A 20,768-nucleotide genomic window follows, 5' to 3' on the forward strand; every position below is an offset into this window, starting at 1 on the left:
GCATCCCGCCGGATGAACCTAGGAGATTTTGTGGACCTCAAGCGCACCGGTGCTCTGCTCGGCCTCGCTGCCCTCACGACGGTCGGCCTCGCCGCCTGCTCGGATAACAATGCCGGTTCCGGCGATCAGGCCGCTCAGCAGGTCGCCGACGCGGAGTGCGGCGGCAAGGCCGCACTCAAGGCCTCCGGCGCCTCGTCGCAGAACAACGCGATGACCGTCTTCGCCAACTCCTACGCCATGAGCTGCGAGGGCCACACCCTCGACTACAACTCGAACGGCTCCGGCGCCGGCGTCAAGGAGTTCATCGGCGGCCAGACCGACTTCGGCGGCTCGGACTCCCCCCTCAAGGACGAGGAGTACACGCAGGCCGAGCAGCGGTGCGAGGGCCCGGCGTGGAACCTGCCGGCTGTCTTCGGCCCGATCGCGATCGCCTACAACCTGGACGGCGTCGAGGTCGCGCTGTCGGCCGACACGCTCGCCAAGATCTTCAAGGGCGAGATCACCAACTGGAACGACCCGGCCATCGCCGAGGAGAACCAGGGCGTCGAGCTGCCCGACCAGGACATCACCGTGATCTTCCGCTCGGACGAGTCGGGCACCACCGACAACTTCCAGAAGTACCTCGAGGCGGCCGCGCCCGAGGTGTGGACCGAGGGCGCCGGCAAGACGTTCAACGGCGGCACGGGCGAGGGCGCCAAGGGCAACGAGGGCGTCTCCGCCGCCGTCGCGCAGACCCCGGGCACCATCACCTACACCGAGTGGTCCTACGCCAAGAGCCAGGACCTCGGCATGGTCAAGGTCATCACCCCGGCCGACTCCGAGGGCGTCGAGCTCAACGCCGAGACCGCCGGCACCACGATCGACTCGGCCACCCTGAAGAACGAGGGCTCCAACGACCTGGTCATCGACACCTCGTCGTTCTACGTCCCCGAGGCCGCGGGCGCCTACCCGATCATCATGCCGACCTACGAGATCGTCTGCTCGACCTACGGCGATCCCGAGACCGCCGAGGCCGTCAAGTCCTTCCTCAACATCGCGGTGTCCGAGGACGTCCAGGGTCAGCTCGAGCCCGAGGGCTACATCCCGGTGCCCGACGAGTTCCGCGAGAAGCTGGTGACGGCGATCTCCGAGATCTCCTGATATTTCCGGTCACCGCGTCCACCCCTGTACGGTCGGGCGCGGTGACCGACCCCTTTCCCACCTGAGCGACTGAAGGTCTCATGACAGTTCACGAATCCGTCGACCGTGACGCCGGCAAGAACTCCTCGTCCGGCGGGCCCGCCGACGGCACCGCCCCGGCGTCGGACGCGGACACGGGCGGCGGGAGCGGCCTGCGCGACGCCGGGTCGTCCCAGAGGATCGACGCGATCTTCCGCGGGCTCACCGTTTTCGCGGGCGCGGTCATCGTCGCGCTCATCGCCCTCATCGGGATCGTTCTGGTCATGCAGGCGACGCCGTCGCTCATGCAGAACAACGTCAACTTCTTCACGTCGTCCGTGTGGAACACCACGGACCCGGAGAACATGTCGTTCGGCATCCTCGACCTGCTCAAGGTCACGGTGCTGAGCTCCGTCTTCGCCCTGGTGCTGGCGGTGCCCGTCTCCATCGGGATCGCCACGTTCCTGGTGCAGTACGCGCCGCCCCGGCTCTCACGGACGCTGTCGGCCCTCATCGACCTGCTGGCCGCCGTGCCGTCGATCATCTACGGCATGTGGGGTCTGCTCGTCCTGGGGCCGTGGATGGTCCCGTTCGCCACGTGGCTCAACGAGAACCTCAACTGGTTCTTCCTGTTCGGCGACGGCAACGTCACGATCGCCGGCGGCGGCACCATCTTCACCGCCGGCGTCGTCCTGGCGATCATGATCCTGCCGATCATCACCTCGATGTCCCGCGAGACCATTCGCCAGACGCCTTCTCTGCACCAGGAGGCGGCGCTCGCGCTGGGCGCCACCAAGTGGGAGAAGATCCGGATGACCTGCTTCCCCTACGCCAAGTCGGGGATGATCGCCGGCTCCATGCTCGCCCTCGGTCGCGCGCTCGGAGAGACGGTGGCGGTCCTGATCATCCTCCGCGCGGCGAGTTCGCCCAGCACACTGTCGCTGTTTGACGGCGGGTTCACCTTCGCCTCCAAGATCGCGTCCGGTAGCGCCGAGTTCAACCACCCGCTGCCGACCGGTGCGTACATCGCGGCCGGCCTCGTGCTCTTCATCCTCACCTTCATCGTCAACCTCATCGCGCGCTCGGTGTCCGGTGGAAAGGTCAACGGCTGATGTCCCAGGCAACCCCCGACCTCGCCAAACCGGCCAAGCCGGCCGACACATTCCTTCCGATCTCCGGTGGCCGGAAGATCAAGGACAAGGCGGCGACCGTGGTGTTCACGGTCTGCTTCGTGCTGGCCGTCATCCCCCTGGTCGCCCTGCTGTTCAAGGTGATCGTCTCGGGTTTCCCCGCGATCATCAACGTGAACTGGTGGACCAACTCGTTCAATCTCGTCGCGCCGTCCTCGATGGCGGGCGGGGTCGGTCACGCGATCTACGGCAGCCTCGTACAGGCGCTGATCGCGGCCGTCATCTCGATACCTCTGGGCGTCGCCGCGGGCATCATGCTCGTCGAGTACCCCGACTCCAGGCTCGCCAGGCCCACGACGTTCATGGTGGACGTCCTCGCCGGCGTCCCGTCCGTGGTGGCTGCCATCTTCATCTTCGGCGTCTGGATCTCGGTGCTGAAGTTCAACCTCAGCGCCTTCGCCGTGGCTCTGGCGCTGGTGCTGCTCATGCTGCCGCTCATCGTGCGGTCGACCGAGGAGATGCTCAAGCTGGTCCCCGATGAACTCCGGGAGGCCTCCTACGCGCTGGGCGTGCCCAAGTGGAAGACCATCGTCAGCGTCGTGGTCCCGACCGCGCTGTCGGGCATGATCTCGGGCATCTTCCTCGCGCTGGCCCGCGTGATGGGCGAGACGGCGCCGGTGCTCATCCTCGTGGGCTACACGGCCCGCTACAACTACGACGTGTTCGAGGGCAACATGGCCTCGCTGCCGCTGCTGATCTACAACCAGCTCTCGAACCCCAACGAGGCCGGCCAGTACCGCATCTGGGGTGCTGCCCTGACGCTCATCATCATCATCGGGCTGGCGAACGTGCTCGCCACGTTCGCCGCCAAGGCGCTCGCGCCCAAGACCAAGTAAGGACCCGATATGGCCAAGCGACTCGACCTCGAGAGCGTCGACATCTTCTACGGCGACTTCCACGCCGTGAAGGACGTGAACCTCCATGTTCCGCCCCGCTCCGTGACGGCGTTCATCGGCCCCTCCGGCTGCGGCAAGTCCACGGTGCTGCGTTCGCTCAACCGGATGCACGAGGAGATCCCCGGTGCTTCGGTGAAGGGCTCCATCAAGCTCGACGGAGTCGACATCTACGACAAGAAGATCGACCCGGTCGCCGTCCGCCGCACTATCGGGATGGTCTTTCAGCGCCCGAACCCGTTCCCCACGATGTCGATCAAGGAGAACGTCGTCGCGGGTCTGCGTCTGCAGGGCGTGAAGAACAAGAAGACCCTCGACGAGGTCGCCGAGAAGTCGCTGCGCGGTGCCAACCTGTGGAACGAGGTCAAGGATCGTCTCGACAAGCCGGGCGGTGGCCTGTCCGGCGGTCAGCAGCAGCGTCTGTGCATCGCCCGCGCGATCGCCATCGAGCCCCAGGTACTGCTCATGGACGAGCCCTGTTCGGCTCTCGACCCTATCTCGACCCTGGCGGTGGAGGATCTCATCGCCGAGCTCAAGAACGACTTCACCATCGTGATCGTCACGCACAACATGCAGCAGGCCGCCCGTGTGTCCGACCAGACGGCGTTCTTCTCCCTCGAGGCCACCGGAATGCCCGGGCAGCTCGTGGAGGTCAACTCCACCGAGCGCATCTTCTCCAACCCCGAGAACAAGCAGACCGAGGATTACGTCTCGGGCCGCTTCGGCTGAGCCGACCACGACCCGGATCGCCTCGCGGCACGAGCCGGATCCCGCCACACACGAGACCGCCCCGCCCCGGGATCGGAACCCCGGGACGGGGCGGTCTTCATCGTGCGTGCCGCGTTTGGCGCGCCACCCGCTGGTCAGGACCCCTGTGGTGACCCTTCGTCCTCATCCGGTTCGTGCTGCGCCATCCGCTGTTTGAAGGCACGGTCCGTCTCGTTGAAGCGGCGAACCAGCTCCTCGCTCGACGGCGACGGCTCCTCGGGATCGCTCTCGGGGGTGGTGGCGTACTCGCCGGTCGCCAGGAAGATCACGCGCTGCGCGACCTCGACCGCGTGGTCGGCGAACCGCTCGTAGTACCGGCCCAGCAGGGTCACGTCGACCGCGCAGGCCACGCCCCACTTCCACTCGCGAACGGTGAGCAGGGTGAACAGGTGGCGACGCAGGTCGTCGACCGCATCGTCCTGCTGTGCCAGGGTCGCGGCCTGCTCGGGGTCCCGGTTGAGCAGCACCTCGGTGGCCGAGCGGCCGAGGGCGACGGCCACGCGGCCCATCTCCGCTAGGTAGCCGTTGACCGGCTCTGGCAGAACCGGCTCGGGATGGCGCCGGCGGACGATCTTGGCGACGTGGCCCGCCAGGGTGCCCATCCGGACCAGGTCCTGCACCAGCTGTATCGACGTGACCACCTGGCGGAGGTCACGCGCTACCGGGGCCTGGAGGGCGAGCAGCGCGAAACCGCGCTCCTCGTTCTCGGTCGCCAGCCGCGACATCTCCGACGACGACTGTAGGACCTTCTCCGCGGCGACGAGGTCGACCTGGAGCAGAGCGTGGGTGGCCAACTCCATGTCATCGGTCGCGAGGGAGCACATCCGGGCCATGGAGGTGGCCAGATCCGCGAGTTCTTCGGAGTAGACAAGACGCATACCGCCAGCATACGCCCATGTCAGCGCGGTGATCTCCGCTCACGGTGAACGCCCGGTGAACTCGGGGTCACCCCGGGGGTCAGCCCCCGGAGTTCTCGGCGTCCGCGCCGGCGAGCGCCACCGCGTCGTCCTCGGGGTCGTCCAGCCACCCTTCGGGCAGCAGGACCTTCGACGGCGAGCCCTGCCGCCCACGCGGTCCGTAGCCGTCCGCGGGGAACGGCTCGTCAGTCGGCAGGTCGGCCAGCATCGCGGCGAGATCGTTCAGGGTGCGGACGGCGGACAGGGCCACCCGCTTCTCCGACCCGGCGGGGAACCCGCGCAGGTACCAGGCGACGTGCTTGCGGATGTCCCGCATGCCCTTGTCCTCGCCGTGGTGCTCGGCGAGGAGTTCGCCGTGGCGGTACATGATCCGGGCGACCTCTCCGAGAGTGGGCGGGGTCGGCGCCTCGCGGCCCGCGAGGCGGGCGGCCAGCTCGGAGAACAGCCACGGACGGCCGAGACAACCGCGGCCGATCACCACGCCCGCGCACCCGGTCTGCTCGCGCATCCGCACCGCGTCCTCGGCGGAGAAGATGTCGCCGTTACCGAGAACCGGCACGTCCGATACCGCGCCGACGTGCTCGACCAGTCGCGAGATCTGCGACCAGTCCGCCTCCCCCGAATACCGCTGGGCTGCGGTCCGCGCATGGAGCGCCACCGCCTTGGCGCCCTCCTCCACGGCGATCCGACCGGCGTCGAGGTGAGTGTGGTGCTCGTCGTCGATCCCGACGCGCATCTTGACCGTCACGGGGATCTCGGTGCCCTCGGTGGCCCTCACCGCCGCCGCCACGATCGACCGGAACAGGCGGCGCTTGTAGGGGATCGCGGATCCGCCGCCGCGCCGGGTGACCTTGGGGACCGGGCATCCGAAGTTGATGTCGATGTGGTCGGCGAGGTTCTCGTCGACGATCATCCTGGCCGCCGCGTACGTGTACTCCGCGTCGACCGTGTACAGCTGCAGACTGCGGGGCGACTCGTCGGACGCGAACGTCGCCATGTGCAAGGTCGCGGGCTGCCGCTCGACCAGCGTACGGGCGGTGACCATCTCGCACACGTACAGTCCCGACACCGATCCCTGCTGCTCCCGCTCGATCTCGCGGCACAGGGTGCGGAAGGCGACGTTGGTGACCCCGGCCATCGGCGCGAGGACGACGGGCGACGCGAGCTCGAGCGGGCCGATGCGCAGCGCGGGGGAGGCGGTGGCGGTGGGGGCGGACATGGATCAAGTGTCCCAGTGGTCGGCGTACGCGTCCAAAATCGGTGACGAGCAGCCGACCAGGCGACCGCGGTGGTGCCCCCAGTCGGGCTCGAACCGACGACCTGCGGATTAAAAGTCCGTAGCTCTACCAACTGAGCTATAGGGGCGACGGCCACGATACCGCCCCGCCTCCCGGTTGGTTTATCCGCCCGGCGGGCGGTGCCCTACACTGGAGCGCGCTGCGGACCGGCGATCCCGGACGTGGCGTAGGCCCCCTTCGTTTAGCGGCCTAGGACACCGGCCTTTCACGCCGGCAGCGCGGGTTCGAATCCCGTAGGGGGTACACAGTCGAGGTCCCGGTCACCGAGCAGGTGGCCGGGACCTCGTGCGTTCAGTGCCTCGCGACGATGGCGCCACCGCGCCCCCCTCGGGAACGGGGGCGCCCCGTTTCGAACGCGGCGCTGACCAGCGCACGACCGGGGGACCGGGGCCCGATTTGCGCATCGACGGCGGCGTCCACTAATGTTCTTTCTCGTGCGGAGAGCACGGCCCTGTGGCGCAGTTGGTTAGCGCGCCGCCCTGTCACGGCGGAGGTCGCGGGTTCAAGTCCCGTCAGGGTCGCCAGAGGCAACCGGCGCATTCGGTTTCACCGGGTGCGCCGGTGGTCTTATGGCCAGGTAGCTCAGTTGGTACGAGCGTCCGCCTGAAAAGCGGAAGGTCGTCGGTTCGATCCCGACTCTGGCCACCACGGACATGACGCGCCGGAGGGTTATCCCTCCGGCGCGTTCGTCGTTTCGGGGATCGTCGACCCCTCGTTATAGCGTGGACGCCATGCCATCGACTGCCAGCGAGGTCCCTGTCGTGCCGGAGAGAACCCAGTCGGGACCTCGGTGGGGGATCATCGCCGCTGTCAGTGGACTGATCGGCATCCTGCTCGCGATCGTCGTGCCGCTGCTCCCCGTCACGCAGACCACGACGAGTATCAGCTGGCCCGAGGGCGGCACCCTCGACCCGGTCACCGCGCCCCTGGTGGCGTACTACCCGCTCGACATCGAAGTGGGACTCCCGTGTTCGGCGGTGACCGAGCTGCGCGAGCAGGGCCGCGAGGACGGCGTCCTCGTCTCCACCGCGCCGCGCGAGGCGGGGGAGGACGCCGGCGCGCGCGGCCTCATGGTGTCCGTGGCCGGCCCGAACGTCGAGGTGCGCAGCCGCAACGTCCTCATCGCCTCCGCTCCGACCGAGGCGGTCGCCGCGCCCGGCGGCTGCTCGAGCATCCACGTCATCGCCGACTCCGGTTCGATCGGTGCCGAGTTCACCGGACTCTCCGTCGACGGGCAGGGCGTCGGTGGCCGCATCGACCGCGACCTGCGACCCCAGGTGGTGGGCGTCTTCACCGATCTGGAAGGCGCGGCCCCGGAGGGCATGTCCGTCGACATCACGGTCGACTCCCGCTACACCACGCAGGCGACGGCGCTCAAGCAGATCGCGATCGTCGTGGGCATCCTCGCCATCATCGTCGCGCTGGTCGCCCTACACCGGCTCGACCTGCGTGACGGACGGCTGGCCCGCCGGATCCTCCCGCCGGGCTGGTGGAAGCCTCGACCGCTGGACGTGCTCGTCGTGGGCACCCTGCTCGTGTGGCACGTCATCGGCGCCAACACGGCCGACGACGGCTACATCCTCACCGAGGCGCGCGCGGCGGTCTCCAGCGGCTACATGCCCGAGGTCTTCCGCTACTACGGTGCCCCCTACGCCCCGTTCGGGATGCCGTACTACCTCTACACCGCGATGAGCGCGGTGTCGTTGGGCAGCATCTGGCTCCGTCTGCCCGCCCTACTTCTGGGCATCGGATCGTGGATCCTGCTCTCGCGGGAGGTCATCCCGCGCCTGGGCATCGCCGCTCGTCGAGCGCCCGCCGTCCGGTGGAGCACCGCCGCCGTCTTCCTCGCGTTCTGGCTCACCTACAACAACGGCCTGCGCCCCGAGCCGATCATCGCCTTCGGCGTGCTGGCCACCTGGGTCTCGCTCGAACGGGCCCTCGCGACCGGCCGACTGCTGCCGGCGGCGACGGGATTCATCATCGGCGGGCTCACCCTGTCCGCGGCGCCGACGGGCACGTTCTGCATCGCCGTCATCATCGCCGCCTCGCGCCCGCTGCTGCTGCTCATCATCCGGCGGGCGCGGCGCGACGGGTGGGTCCCGACCGTGGCACCCCTGCTGGCCGCGGGGCTCGGGGTACTGCACCTGATCTTCCTGGACCAGCCGCTGGTCACCACGCTCCAGTCGTCGGCTCTGCTCGGCGACGTCGGGCCTACCGGCCGCTGGTTCGAGGAGGTGTGGCGCTACGAGTGGCTCATGAACCCCACCCCGGACGGCTCGCTCGCGCGGCGGTTCGCGGTGCTCGCCATGTTCCTCTCGCTCATCACCTGCGCGGCGATACTGTTCCGCAAGGGACGCGTCCCCGGCGTGGCGATCGGGCCGGCCCGGCGCATCGTGGGCCTGGCGGCGATCTCCATCGCGTTCATGGCGCTCAACCCCACCAAGTGGACCCACCACTTCGGCGCGTTCGCGACCATCGGTGCGGCGCTCGCCGCCCTCGTGACCATGGCGGTCCTGCCCACCGCGACGCGCTCGCTACGCAACCGCATGCTGTTCCTGGCCGCCGTGTTCTTCGTCCTGGCGCTGAGCTTCACCTCCACCAACGGCTGGTGGTACATCTCCATCTACGGCATCCCGTGGGGCGGCGCACAGCCGTCCGTCGCCGGGGTCACACTGTCCTCAGTGTTCGTCGGCCTCATGCTGCTGGCTCTCCTCGCCGCGCTGGTGCTGCACTACCGCGAGCCGTTCCTCACGCCGACCGGGCCGCAGCGGCCCGACCGCGACCGCGGGCCCCTCCGTCGCTTCGCCCGCGAGATCTCGCGGGCCCCGCTCGGGCTCGCGGCCGCCCTCGTCGTCGTCATCATCGTCGCCTCCATGGCCGCGGCCGTCCGCAACCAGTACCCCGCCTACTCGGTGGGTCTCCAGAACCTGCGCGCACTGTCCGGGAAGCCGTGCGGCATCGCCGACGCCGTCCTCGCCGAGCCGGACGCCAACGCCGGCCTCCTCGCGCCCATGAGCGAGCCGCGTGACCAGCTCGAGGCCGGGGCCGAGGCGATCCGGTTCGAGCCCGACGGCATCCCCACCGACCTCACGGCGACGCAGGACGTCGACACCGACACCCCGGGCACCGGCGAGAGCTCCGACACCACGTCGACCACCGCCGGCACCGAGGGCGGTGTCCGCGCCGGAGAGGGCATCAACGGCAGCCACGCCGTCCTGCCGTTCGGTCTCGACCCCGCCCGCGTGCCCGTCCTGGGCAGCCACCAGACCGGTGCGCAGTTCAACGCCGAGACGACCACCGACTGGTATCCGCTGCCCGCGCGGTCGGACGAGAACCCGCTCGTCACCATCGCCGTGGCCGGCTCCTTCGCCCCGGACGCCCTGCGCGTCGAGTACGCGACCGGCGGTGGCACCGAGATCGCCGGCTCCGTCCTTCCCCTGGACATCGGCCCGGCCCCGGCGTGGCGCAACCTGCGCGTGCCCGTGGATACGCTGCCCGACGACACCACCGCGATCCGGCTGGTCGTGCGCGACCTCGACCCGGACCCGTCGCGCTGGATCGCATTCACCCCGCCGCGCATGCCGGAGCTCGTGACGATGCAGGAGCTGGTCGGGGACACCCGACCGGTCCTGCCCGACTGGGCCGTGGCGTTCCACGTGCCGTGCCTGCGGCCGTTCGATGAGTACGCCGGCATCCACGAGCTGCCCGAATACCGCGTCCTTCCCGACCGCGGTCTCGCGGTGAGCTCCACCAACACATGGCAGTCGTGGGACGGTGGAGGGCCGCTCGGCTTCATCGAGCTGCTGCTCGAGGGCGAGACCGTGCCCACCTACCTCGAGCACGACTGGGACCGGGACTGGGGATCGCTCGTGCGGTACACACCGCTCGTGCCCGAGGCGCGCGAGGCGACCGTCGACCACGGAGAGGCCGTACGGTCGGGGCTGTGGAACGGCGGGCCGCTCGCGCGCTGACCGGCTAGCATCGGACCCGGAGTTTTTACAAGGACTTCCAACTAATCGTAGGCAGACACAGAGTGGAGACGCGCATGTCCGTGACCGAGAAGCAGTTCGAGAACATCCTGGTCGAGCAGACCGACCGGGTCGCGACCATCACCCTCAACCGCCCCAAGGCGCTCAACGCGCTGTCCAGCGCCATGGAGAAGGAGGTCGTCGAGGCCGTCGAGGGCCTGGACTCGGACCCCGACGTCGGCTGCATCATCATCACCGGATCCGAGAAGGCCTTCGCGGCCGGCGCGGACATCAAGGAGATGAAGGACAAGTCCTACCCCGGCATCTACCTCGAGCGCTTCTTCGGTGACTGGAAGCGCCTCACCGCCGCGCGCACCCCGATCATCGCCGCCGTCTCCGGCTTCGCGCTGGGCGGCGGCTGCGAGCTGGCGATGATGTGCGACATGATCATCGCCGGTGACAACGCCAAGTTCGGCCAGCCGGAGATCACCCTCGGCGTGATCCCGGGCATGGGCGGCTCCCAGCGCCTGACCCGCGCCGTGGGCAAGGCCAAGGCCATGGACCTGTGCCTCACCGGCCGACAGATGGACGCCGACGAGGCCGAGCGATCCGGCCTGGTCGCGCGCGTTGTGCCCGCCGCCGACCTGCTGGAGGAGACCCGCAAGGTCGCGGACAAGATCGCCTCCATGAGCAAGACCACCGCGATCGCCGCGAAGCAGGCGGTCAACCGCTCCTTCGAGACCACGCTCGAGGAGGGGCTGCTCGCCGAGCAGAACGCCTTCTACGCGCTGTTCGCCACCGAGGACCAGTCCGAGGGCATGTCCGCGTTCGCGGAGAAGCGGAAGCCCGAGTGGAAGCGCTGAGCAACCGTCTCGCGCACGGTCACCTCGCCGGGGGCGGTGACGGGCGTACGGACGCCCGCCGCGCCCCCGGCGAGCCGTTGCCGGTACTGGTCCTGACCGGCTACCTGGGCGCGGGCAAGACCACCCTTCTCAACCACCTGCTCTCCGGCGCGCCCGGGCTGCGGATCGCGGCGATCGTCAACGACTTCGGCGAGATCGACGTCGACGCCACCGCCGTGGCCGGCCGCGTCGACTCGATGGTCTCCCTCGCCAACGGCTGCGTGTGCTGTGAGGTCGACGCCAGCGAACTGGCCGGGACGCTGGGTCGGCTGGCCGATCCCGGGATGGGTCTGGACCTGGCCGTGATCGAGGCCAGCGGACTCGCCGAGCCGTCGGTGCTGTCGCGGATGGTCCACGACGTGCCGCGCGACGTCGTGCGGCACGCCGGGATGATCCAGGTGGTCGACGCCGAGGGCCTCGACGACGCCATGGAGCGCCACCCGCGTCTGGCGGCGCACCTGGCGGAGGCCGACCTCGTCGTCGTCAACAAATGCGACCTCGTCACCCGTGAACGGTTCGGCGAGCTCCGCGCGACGATCCGCGCCCACGCCCCGCGCGTGGCCGTGCTACCCGCGGTGCGTGCCGCCGTGCCGGCCGGGCTGCTCCTGGGACTGGAACCCGCCGCGCCCCGCACCGCGTCGACCGCCGCGCCGGACGGGGGACACGCGCCGGGCGGCGACGCGCACGACCACTCCCACCTCCACGACGGCTACACGGCCGTCACCGTCGCGCCCGCCGGCCACCTCCACCCGCGCCGGTTCCTCGCCGCGGTCTCCGCGCCGCCGACCGGCGCCTACCGAGCCAAGGGCACGCTGACCCTGGCGGACGCGGACGGCCCGCGACGCCACGAGGTGGCCCTGGTGGGCCGCCGGTTGGAGCTGCGCGCCGGGGGATCCGGACCCGACGGCCTGGTGGTGATCGGCGTGGGGATGGACGACGACGAGGTGACGCGCTTCCTCGATGAGGCCGTTCTGACGCCCGGTGAGCACGTCGACCCCGCCGCCGGCCTGGGCCTGCACCCGTACCTGATCGGTGACCCGGACTCCAGTGACGTGGAGGAGTGGATCTACGACGAACAGCGCGCGGCACCCCTCACCGGGACCGCGGCGATGCTCGCCGATCCCGAGGATCCCGAGGCATTCGATCCAGCCTTCACTCCCTGAGTGTCTTCCGCGTGGGAACGCCCGGCGCACTACCCCCGTCGACCTGACGGTCGTCTCATGTTCCTGTTCGGCATCACCCCGTCCACGTGCGTATAGTGGCGCTGACGACGGCGAAGTGTCGCACCGACAGGGGCCCCACCGACCGCGGTGGGGGTGCTGCACCGACCGCGGTGGGGGTGCTGCACCGAACGAGGGAGGAGACCTCGTGGACGAGGAGAATCCGGGCCGCGGCCCGAGCGCAGCGGGCGATGCCCAGCGGCGCAAGCGTGACCTCGCCTCGGTGCGCAGCGCCATCGCGGCCCTGCGTGAGGCGACCGGGATCCCCGTGACGATCGGGGGAGTGGTCGGCGAGGGACACACGCTCGTGCTGTCCGAATCGCTCGGGATGCGCACCTCGGCGATGAAGGACCTGAAGGTCCACTACGGCGCCGGTGTGGGCGGGAAGGTCATGGCCACCGGCAAGCCGGTCGGCGTGGCCGACTACCCGCGCGCGGGCGTCATCACCCACGAGTACGACCTCCCGGTGCTCTCCGAGGGCCTGCGGTCCATGGCCGCGATCCCGGTGGTGGTGGGCAAGGACGTGCGCGCCGTCATCTACGCCGGCGTGCACTCGTCGGTGCGGTTCGGCGAGAAGGTCCTCAACCAGATGGCCGTCACCGCGCGCGCCCTCGAGCAGGAGATCGCCGTGAACGACGCGCTGGCGGCGCGCGGTTCGGCCCCGGTCGGTCCCGGCTCCGGTGAGGGCCGCTGGGACGACGTGCTGTCCAACGAGCGGATGCGCGAGACCCACGCCCGCCTGCGGATGCTCGCCTCACGCACCGAGGACCCCGACGTCCGCGCGGAGCTCGAACGGATCTGCGCGGAGATGGTCTCACCGCCGCCCGAGATGCCCACCGCGCGCCTCTCCCGCCGCGAGCTCGACGTGCTGGCGTGTGTCGCCCAGGGAAAGACGAACATCGAGACCGCCGCCGACATGGGCATCGGTGCCGAGACCGTCAAGAGCTACCTGCGATCGGTGATGCGCAAGCTCGACGCGCACACCCGCTTCGAGGCGGTCAACGCCGCGCGGCGCATGGGCGCGCTGCCCTGAGCCGCGCGGCCTCCGTCAGCGCTCGCCGCCGGGCACCCACAGGACATCGCCCTCGGGGTTCGCGACACGGCCCAGCACGAACAGCAGATCCGACAGTCTGTTGAGGTACTTGGCGGGCAGGACGGACGTCGTCTCCGGGTGTGCCTCGACGGCCGCCCACGCTGCCCGCTCCGCACGGCGTGCCACGGTGCGCGCGACGTGCAGGTACGCGCCGCCGGGGGTTCCGCCGGGGAGGATGAACGACGTGAGATCCTGCAGGTTGGCGTTGAACTCGTCGATCCACCCCTCGAGCCGGTCGATGTAGGACTGCTCGATCCGCAGCGGTGGGTACTTGGGATTCTCGGCCGCGGGAGTCGCCAGATCGGCTCCCGCGTCGAAGAGGTCGTTCTGCACCGCCCGGAGGACCGCCGCGACCCGGTCGTCGAGGCCGCCGACGGTCAGGGCCACGCCGATCGCGGCGTTGGCCTCATCGCAGTCCGCGTACGCCACGAGCCGCGGGTCGTTCTTGCTCACCCGGGAGAAGTCGGACAGTCCGGTCGATCCGTCGTCGCCGGTGCGGGTATATATCTTCGTCAGATGAACAGCCATGGCAGTCAACCTACGTGGCCGCGGGCCCCGCGGTCGGCGGACGAATCGGCGGTCTCGCCTAGGGTGGACCCGTGAGCGGTAATCCCACGTCCCGCGAGGAGAGCTTCCTCGTCAGAGGCGGCACCCGACTGTCCGGAGAGATCTCCGTCGCGGGGGCCAAGAACAGTGTCCTCAAGTTGATGGCGGTCGCGCTGATGGCCGAGGGCCGGACGACCCTGACCAACTGTCCCTCGATCTCCGATGTGCCGGCGATGGCCGATGTGCTGAGGCACCTCGGGTGCACGGTCGAGATCTCCGGCGACACCGTGGTGATCGACACGCCTGCCGAGCCGGGGCACATCGCCGACGACAAGGCGGCCCAGCGGCTCCGCGCCTCGGTCTGCATCCTGGGCCCACTCGTCGGACGCCATCACCGGGCGGTGATCGCGATGCCGGGCGGCGATGCGATCGGGAGCCGACCCCTCAACTGGCACCAGAACGGGCTGAATCGTCTCGGCGCCCGCACCAGGATGGACCACGGTCGCCTGGTCGCCGAGGCCACCGAGCTCAGGGGCGCGAGCTACGAACTGAGCTTCCCCTCCGTCGGCGCGACCGAGACGTTCGTGACCGCGGCGGTGCTGGCACAGGGCACCTCGGTCCTGAAGAACGCCGCCCGAGAGCCGGAGATCGTCGACATCTGCGACCTGCTCAACGAGATGGGCGCCCGGATCAGCGGGGCGGGCACCAGCACCATCACCATCCAGGGCGTCAACGAACTGCACCCCGTCAGCCACAGAGTGATCGGCGACAGGATCGTCGCCGCCACCTGGGCGATGGGCGCCGTCATGACCCGGGGCGACGTCACCGTCACCGGAATCGACCCGATGTTCATCCACGTGGTGCTCGAGAACCTCCGCGCCGTCGGCGCCGATGTCGAGACCGGACCCGATCACATCCGCGTCCGCCAGGAGGCCCGACCCCGCGCACGGGACATCCGGACCCTGCCGTTCCCCGGTTTCCCGACCGACCTCCAACCGATGGCGATCGCCCTCGCCTCGGTCTCCGAGGGCGTCTCGGTGGTCACCGAGAATCTCTTCGAGGCCCGCTTCCGCTTCGTCGAGGAGATGGTGCGTATGGGGGTTGACGCGGAGACCGACGGTCACCACGCGAAGATCGTCGGGAGGGAGCGCCTGGACTCGGCGACCGTGTGGGCCAGCGACATCCGCGCCGGCGCGGGACTCGTCCTCGCGGGGATGTGCGCTGACGACGTGACCGAGGTATGCGAGATCTTCCACATCGACCGTGGGTATTCCGACTTCGTGGGCAACGTCCGCTCGCTCGGCGGCGACATCGAGCGGGTACCCACCCACCGGTGACGGTGGTCGCGGGCCGTGGGGCTGCCGGCTCGGGGTTTCGGCCCTGGGGCGGGCCGGTTCTGGGTGTGGACGATCGGAAAGGCGTCTTGACCAGGCGATTAGTACTTTCGTTGCGGCCCGTGTAACTTTATCGGAGCCGCTAGGGAGCGGGGCCGGAGCCGAGAGGCGAGGGTCCAGCGAGCAGGTGGCGAGCTGGAGTAGGAGAGCGGCTCACCCGGTTTGACTGGGGTGGGTTGGTGACTTACTCTGGAGGAGTTGCCTCGATAGGGGCGGCGATCACCCCGGATGCTGTTCGGCCGTCTGGTCGGGTGTGCGGATGGTGTGTGGGTGTTGTTTGAGAACTCAACAGTGTGTTTTGTTTGTGATAGTGCCAAATTTTTTGTTTGGTTGCGACCCTTTCACATCCCTGTCGTGGGGGTCGCGTTTTTTGGAACAGCCAGTTTTGGTTGTTCTGTTGCTATGGATTGTGCTTTTCGTAGTGCTGAGAAGCTTTTATGGAGAGTTTGATCCTGGCTCAGGACGAACGCTGGCGGCGTGCTTAACACATGCAAGTCGAACGGTAAGGCCCTTCGGGGTACACGAGTGGCGAACGGGTGAGTAACACGTGGGTAATCTGCCCTGCACTTCGGGATAAGCCTGGGAAACTGGGTCTAATACCGGATATTCAGCTTCTGCCGCATGGTGGTGGTTGGAAAGTTTTTCGGTGCAGGATGAGCCCGCGGCCTATCAGCTTGTTGGTGGGGTAATGGCCTACCAAGGCGACGACGGGTAGCCGGCCTGAGAGGGTGATCGGCCACACTGGGACTGAGACACGGCCCAGACTCCTACGGGAGGCAGCAGTGGGGAATATTGCACAATGGGCGAAAGCCTGATGCAGCGACGCCGCGTGGGGGATGACGGTCTTCGGATTGTAAACCCCTTTCAGTAGGGACGAAGCGCAAGTGACGGTACCTGCAGAAGAAGCACCGGCCAACTACGTGCCAGCAGCCGCGGTAATACGTAGGGTGCGAGCGTTGTCCGGAATTACTGGGCGTAAAGAGCTCGTAGGCGGTTTGTCGCGTCGTCCGTGAAAACTCGGAGCTTAACTCCGAGCTTGCGGGCGATACGGGCAGACTTGAGTACTACAGGGGAGACTGGAATTCCTGGTGTAGCGGTGAAATGCGCAGATATCAGGAGGAACACCGGTGGCGAAGGCGGGTCTCTGGGTAGTAACTGACGCTGAGGAGCGAAAGCATGGGTAGCGAACAGGATTAGATACCCTGGTAGTCCATGCCGTAAACGGTGGGCGCTAGGTGTGGGGTCCTTCCACGGATTCCGTGCCGTAGCTAACGCATTAAGCGCCCCGCCTGGGGAGTACGGCCGCAAGGCTAAAACTCAAAGGAATTGACGGGGGCCCGCACAAGCGGCGGAGCATGTGGATTAATTCGATGCAACGCGAAGAACCTTACCTAGGCTTGACATATACAGGACGGCGGCAGAGATGTCGTTTCCCTTGTGGCTTGTATACAGGTGGTGCATGGTTGTCGTCAGCTCGTGTCGTGAGATGTTGGGTTAAGTCCCGCAACGAGCGCAACCCCTGTCTCATGTTGCCAGCACGTTATGGTGGGGACTCGTGAGAGACTGCCGGGGTCAACTCGGAGGAAGGTGGGGATGACGTCAAATCATCATGCCCCTTATGTCTAGGGCTTCACACATGCTACAATGGCTAGTACAGAGGGCTGCGATACCGTGAGGTGGAGCGAATCCCTTAAAGCTGGTCTCAGTTCGGATTGGGGTCTGCAACTCGACCCCATGAAGTCGGAGTCGCTAGTAATCGCAGATCAGCAACGCTGCGGTGAATACGTTCCCGGGCCTTGTACACACCGCCCGTCACGTCATGAAAGTCGGTAACACCCGAAGCCGGTGGCCTAACCCCCTTGTGGGGAGGGAGCCGTCGAAGGTGGGATCGGCGATTGGGACGAAGTCGTAACAAGGTAGCCGTACCGGAAGGTGCGGCTGGATCACCTCCTTTCTAAGGAGCGCTCACCACTTTTGGTGGTCAGAGTCTAGTGCCGGTAGCGGTCCCGTTCGTGGGCCGGCCGGCCGCTCAATTGGGTGGAACACTATCGCTTAAGGACCCGCGGTGACCGCAGGGTATGCAGACTCAGGGTCTGCGTGCTGGCGTGAGCGGGTGTCCGGGACGAAACACACTGTTGGGTGTCTGAAACAACACCATCGAACCTCGATGAGGGGTTTGGTTGTTTCTGGTGGCACTGATTCCCGATACACCTTCCGTTGGCCCTTCGGGTCGTGGGTGTGGGTGGGGTTGGTGTGTGTTGTTTGAGAACTGCACAGTGGACGCGAGCATCTTTAATTGTTTGTGAATGTAAGTGTGTAAGAGCACACGGTGGATGCCTTGGCACCAAGAGCCGATGAAGGACGTAGTAGGCTGCGATAAGCCTCGGGGAGTTGCCAAACGAGCTGTGATCCGAGGGTGTCCGAATGGGGGAACCCAGCACGCGTGATGGCGTGTTACCCGCATCTGAATACATAGGGTGTGTGGAGGGAACGCGGGGAAGTGAAACATCTCAGTACCCGCAGGAAGAGAAAACAATAGTGATTCCGTCAGTAGCGGCGAGCGAACGCGGATTAGGCTAAACCGCATGCGTGTGATACCCGGCAGGGGTTGCGTGTGTGGTGTTGTGGGGCGCGATGTCCTTGGTTCTGCCGGACCGGGCGCTGATTGTTCGCGGGTTAGGGGAACGACTTGGAAGGGTCGGCCGGAGAGGGTGAGAGTCCCGTACCTGAAAACCTTGCGGCGGGGCGATTTGTGTACCCAAGTAGCAGCGGGCCCGTGAAATCTGCTGTGAATCTGCCGGGACCACCCGGTAAGCCTGAATACTCCTTGGTGACCGATAGCGGATTAGTACCGTGAGGGAATGGTGAAAAGTACCCCGGGAGGGGAGTGAAATAGTACCTGAAACCGTGTGCTTACAATCCGTCAGAGGCCTTTTGGGCTGATGGCGTGCCTTTTGAAGAATGAGCCTGCGAGTTAGTGGTATGTCGCGAGGTTAACCCGTGTGGGGTAGCCGTAGCGAAAGCGAGTCCGAATAGGGCGTTGTTAGTGGCATGCTCTAGACCCGAAGCGGAGTGATCTACCCATGGCCAGTGTGAAGCGACGGTAAGACGTCGTGGAGGCGCGAACCCACTTAGGTTGAAAACTGAGGGGATGAGTTGTGGGTAGGGGTGAAAGGCCAATCAAACTCCGTGATAGCTGGTTCTCCCCGAAATGCATTTAGGTGCAGCGTCGCATGTTTCACCTCGGAGGTAGAGCTACTGGATGGCCGATGGGCCCTACAAGGTTACTGACGTCAGCCAAACTCCGAATGCCGAGGTGTGAGAGTGCGGCAGTGAGACTGTGGGGGATAAGCTTCATAGTCGAGAGGGAAACAGCCCAGATCGCCGGCTAAGGCCCCTAAGCGTGTACTAAGTGGAAAAGGATGTGGGATCGCTGAGACAGCCAGGAGGTTGGCTTAGAAGCAGCCACCCTTGAAAGAGTGCGTAATAGCTCACTGGTCAAGTGGTCCTGCGCCGACAATGTAGCGGGGCTCAAGTACACCGCCGAAGCCGCGGCACTCACACAATAACCTCCTCCGGGCAGGTGTGTGGGTGGGTAGGGGAGCGTCGTGTGGCCATAGAAGCGCCGGAGTGATCCAGGTGTGGAGGCCACACGAGTGAGAATGCAGGCATGAGTAGCGAATGACGAGTGAGAAACTCGTCCGCCGGATGACCAAGGGTTCCTGGGTCAAGCTAATCTGCCCAGGGTGAGTCGGGACCTAAGGCGAGGCCGACAGGCGTAGTCGATGGACAACGGGTTGATATTCCCGTACCCGTGTATGCGCGCCCATGGTGAATCAGTGATACTAACCGCCCAGAACCACCTAGACGGTCTTCGGACCGCGTGGTGGGGATGCGCGGGACCTGATCTGGTAGTAGCCAAGCGATGGGGTGACGCAGGAAGGTAGCTGGGCCAGTCAGTGGTTGTACTGGTGTAAGAGTGTAGGCCGTGACAACAGGCAAATCCGTGTCACATTAAGGCTGAGACTTGATGCGTACCCGTTGTGGGGAATTCAGTGATCCTATGCTGCCGAGAAAAGCCTCTAGTGAGTTCATACACGGCCCGTACCCCAAACCAACACAGGTGGTCAGGTAGAGAATACCAAGGCGATCGAGAGAACTGTGGTTAAGGAACTCGGCAAAATGCCCCCGTAACTTCGGGAGAAGGGGGACCACGCCCGGTGAACACCTTCGCGGTGGGAGCTGGGGGTGGTCGCAGAGACCAGAGAGAAGCGACTGTTTACTAAAAACACAGGTCCGTGCGAAGACGTAAGTCGATGTATACGGACTGACGCCTGCCCGGTGCTGGAAGGTTAAGAGGACCGGTTAGCCGCAAGGCGAAGCTGAGAATTTAAGCCCCAGTAAACGGCGGTGGTAACTATAACCATCCTAAGGTAGCGAAATTCCTTGTCGGGTAAGTTCCGACCTGCACGAATGGCGTAACGACTTCTCTGCTGTCTCGACCACAGACTCGGCGAAATTGCATTACGAGTAAAGATGCTCGTTACGCGCGGCAGGACGAAAAGACCCCGGGACCTTTACTATAGCTTGGTATTGGCGTTCGATTCGGTTTGTGTAGGATAGGTGGGAGACTGTGAAGCATGCACGCCAGTGTGTGTGGAGTCGTTGTTGAAATACCACTCTGATCGTATTGGACGTCTAACCTCGGCCCATGATCTGGGTTAGGGACAGTGCCTGGTGGGTAGTTTAACTGGGGCGGTTGCCTCCCAAAGAGTAACGGAGGCGCCCAAAGGTTCCCTCAGCCTGGATGGCAATCAGGTGTTGAGTGCAAGTGCACAAGGGAGCTTGACTGTGAGACTGACACGTCGAGCAGGGACGAAAGTCGGGACTAGTGATCCGGCACCGGCAAGTGGAAGCGGTGTCGCTCAACGGATAAAAGGTACCCCGGGGATAACAGGCTGATCTTCCCCAAGAGTCCATATCGACGGGATGGTTTGGCACCTCGATGTCGGCTCGTCGCATCCTGGGGCTGGAGTAGGTCCCAAGGGTTGGGCTGTTCGCCCATTAAAGCGGCACGCGAGCTGGGTTTAGAACGTCGTGAGACAGTTCGGTCTCTATCCGCCGCGCGCGTAAGAAACTTGCGGAAGGCTGTCCCTAGTACGAGAGGACCGGGACGGACGAACCTCTGGTGTGCCAGTTGTTCCACCAGGAGCATCGCTGGTTAGCTACGTTCGGAAGGGATAACCGCTGAAAGCATCTAAGCGGGAAGCCTGTTCCAAGATGAGGTTTCTCACCACCTTCGCGTGGTTAAGGCCCCCCACAGACCATGGGGTTGATAGGCCGGAACTGGAAGCGCAGCAATGCGTGCAGGTGACCGGTACTAATCGGCCGAGGACTTACACACAAACACCTTTCAAGAAT

General features: G+C 66.2%; 12 protein-coding genes, 4 tRNA genes and 2 rRNA genes. 14 read left to right on the plus strand and 4 right to left on the minus strand.

Annotation, left to right across the window (positions count from 1 at the left end; all coding sequences use genetic code 11):
* Positions 1-30: 30 nt before the first annotated feature.
* The 4 genes from pstS (at position 31) to pstB (ending at position 3,970) form a co-directional block, all read left to right on the plus strand.
* Positions 31-1,140: a phosphate ABC transporter substrate-binding protein PstS gene (gene pstS, locus C3V38_RS09805; protein WP_106385695.1), complete on the plus strand. Its 1,110-nt coding sequence runs from the start codon at positions 31-33 to the stop codon at positions 1,138-1,140.
* A gap of 80 nt (positions 1,141-1,220) precedes the next feature.
* Positions 1,221-2,270 carry a phosphate ABC transporter permease subunit PstC gene (pstC, locus tag C3V38_RS09810; RefSeq protein ID WP_106385696.1) on the plus strand — a complete coding sequence of 350 codons (1,050 nt, stop codon included), beginning with the start codon at positions 1,221-1,223 and terminating at the stop codon, positions 2,268-2,270.
* The gene (pstA, locus tag C3V38_RS09815) at positions 2,270-3,184 is read left to right on the plus strand and encodes a phosphate ABC transporter permease PstA (RefSeq protein ID WP_061228991.1); all 915 of its coding nucleotides are present in this window, start codon (positions 2,270-2,272) and stop codon (positions 3,182-3,184) included. The genes pstC and pstA overlap by 1 nt, the downstream gene beginning before the upstream one ends.
* Before the next feature lie 9 nt (positions 3,185-3,193).
* On the plus strand, positions 3,194-3,970 hold the full coding sequence (pstB, locus tag C3V38_RS09820; protein ID WP_061228990.1) for a phosphate ABC transporter ATP-binding protein PstB: 777 nt from the start codon (positions 3,194-3,196) through the stop codon (positions 3,968-3,970).
* A gap of 134 nt (positions 3,971-4,104) precedes the next feature.
* On the opposite strand, the gene phoU is transcribed toward pstB, so the two are convergent.
* From phoU to C3V38_RS09835, 3 genes are all read right to left on the minus strand, one after another.
* Positions 4,105-4,887: a phosphate signaling complex protein PhoU gene (gene phoU / locus C3V38_RS09825; protein WP_061228989.1), complete on the minus strand. Its 783-nt coding sequence runs from the start codon at positions 4,885-4,887 to the stop codon at positions 4,105-4,107.
* Positions 4,888-4,966: 79 nt separating this feature from the next.
* Positions 4,967-6,145 carry a tRNA dihydrouridine synthase DusB gene (gene dusB, locus C3V38_RS09830; RefSeq protein ID WP_106385697.1) on the minus strand — a complete coding sequence of 393 codons (1,179 nt, stop codon included), beginning with the start codon at positions 6,143-6,145 and terminating at the stop codon, positions 4,967-4,969.
* 70 nt (positions 6,146-6,215) lie between these two features.
* Positions 6,216-6,291: transfer RNA gene (locus C3V38_RS09835), tRNA-Lys, on the minus strand.
* A 103-nt stretch (positions 6,292-6,394) separates the two neighbouring features.
* Between C3V38_RS09835 and C3V38_RS09840 the strand changes: the two genes are divergently transcribed.
* The 7 genes from C3V38_RS09840 to C3V38_RS09870 all read left to right on the plus strand — a co-directional run bounded on the left by C3V38_RS09840 (position 6,395) and on the right by C3V38_RS09870 (position 13,347).
* A tRNA-Glu gene (locus C3V38_RS09840) sits at positions 6,395-6,467 on the plus strand.
* A gap of 204 nt (positions 6,468-6,671) precedes the next feature.
* Positions 6,672-6,748, plus strand: a tRNA-Asp gene (locus C3V38_RS09845).
* A gap of 47 nt (positions 6,749-6,795) precedes the next feature.
* Positions 6,796-6,872: transfer RNA gene (locus C3V38_RS09850), tRNA-Phe, on the plus strand.
* An 83-nt stretch (positions 6,873-6,955) separates the two neighbouring features.
* The gene (locus C3V38_RS09855; RefSeq protein WP_106385698.1) at positions 6,956-10,195 is read left to right on the plus strand and encodes an arabinosyltransferase domain-containing protein; all 3,240 of its coding nucleotides are present in this window, start codon (positions 6,956-6,958) and stop codon (positions 10,193-10,195) included.
* 74 nt (positions 10,196-10,269) lie between these two features.
* Positions 10,270-11,055: an enoyl-CoA hydratase gene (locus C3V38_RS09860; protein WP_061228987.1), complete on the plus strand. Its 786-nt coding sequence runs from the start codon at positions 10,270-10,272 to the stop codon at positions 11,053-11,055.
* The gene (locus C3V38_RS09865) at positions 11,043-12,257 is read left to right on the plus strand and encodes a GTP-binding protein (RefSeq protein ID WP_106385699.1); all 1,215 of its coding nucleotides are present in this window, start codon (positions 11,043-11,045) and stop codon (positions 12,255-12,257) included. Before C3V38_RS09860 ends, C3V38_RS09865 begins: the two co-directional genes overlap by 13 nt.
* Before the next feature lie 205 nt (positions 12,258-12,462).
* The gene (locus tag C3V38_RS09870; protein WP_106385700.1) at positions 12,463-13,347 is read left to right on the plus strand and encodes a LuxR C-terminal-related transcriptional regulator; all 885 of its coding nucleotides are present in this window, start codon (positions 12,463-12,465) and stop codon (positions 13,345-13,347) included.
* A gap of 15 nt (positions 13,348-13,362) precedes the next feature.
* On the opposite strand, the gene C3V38_RS09875 is transcribed toward C3V38_RS09870, so the two are convergent.
* Complete coding sequence (locus C3V38_RS09875; protein ID WP_061228984.1) at positions 13,363-13,935, minus strand: cob(I)yrinic acid a,c-diamide adenosyltransferase; 573 nt, start codon at positions 13,933-13,935, stop codon at positions 13,363-13,365.
* Positions 13,936-14,006: 71 nt separating this feature from the next.
* Between C3V38_RS09875 and murA the strand changes: the two genes are divergently transcribed.
* The 3 genes from murA to C3V38_RS09890 all read left to right on the plus strand — a co-directional run bounded on the left by murA (position 14,007) and on the right by C3V38_RS09890 (position 20,751).
* Entirely contained in the window at positions 14,007-15,290 is a 1,284-nt protein-coding gene (gene murA / locus C3V38_RS09880) for a UDP-N-acetylglucosamine 1-carboxyvinyltransferase (RefSeq protein ID WP_106385701.1), read from the plus strand.
* Positions 15,291-15,781: 491 nt separating this feature from the next.
* Positions 15,782-17,301, plus strand: a 16S ribosomal RNA gene (locus C3V38_RS09885).
* Positions 17,302-17,653: 352 nt separating this feature from the next.
* Positions 17,654-20,751: ribosomal RNA gene (locus C3V38_RS09890) — 23S ribosomal RNA — on the plus strand.
* Together the 16S and 23S rRNA genes form the textbook arrangement of a ribosomal RNA operon.
* Positions 20,752-20,768: the final 17 nt, after the last annotated feature.

The sequence above is a fragment of the Dietzia sp. oral taxon 368 genome (assembly GCF_002999155.1).
Taxonomy (GTDB): domain Bacteria; phylum Actinomycetota; class Actinomycetes; order Mycobacteriales; family Mycobacteriaceae; genus Dietzia; species Dietzia cinnamea.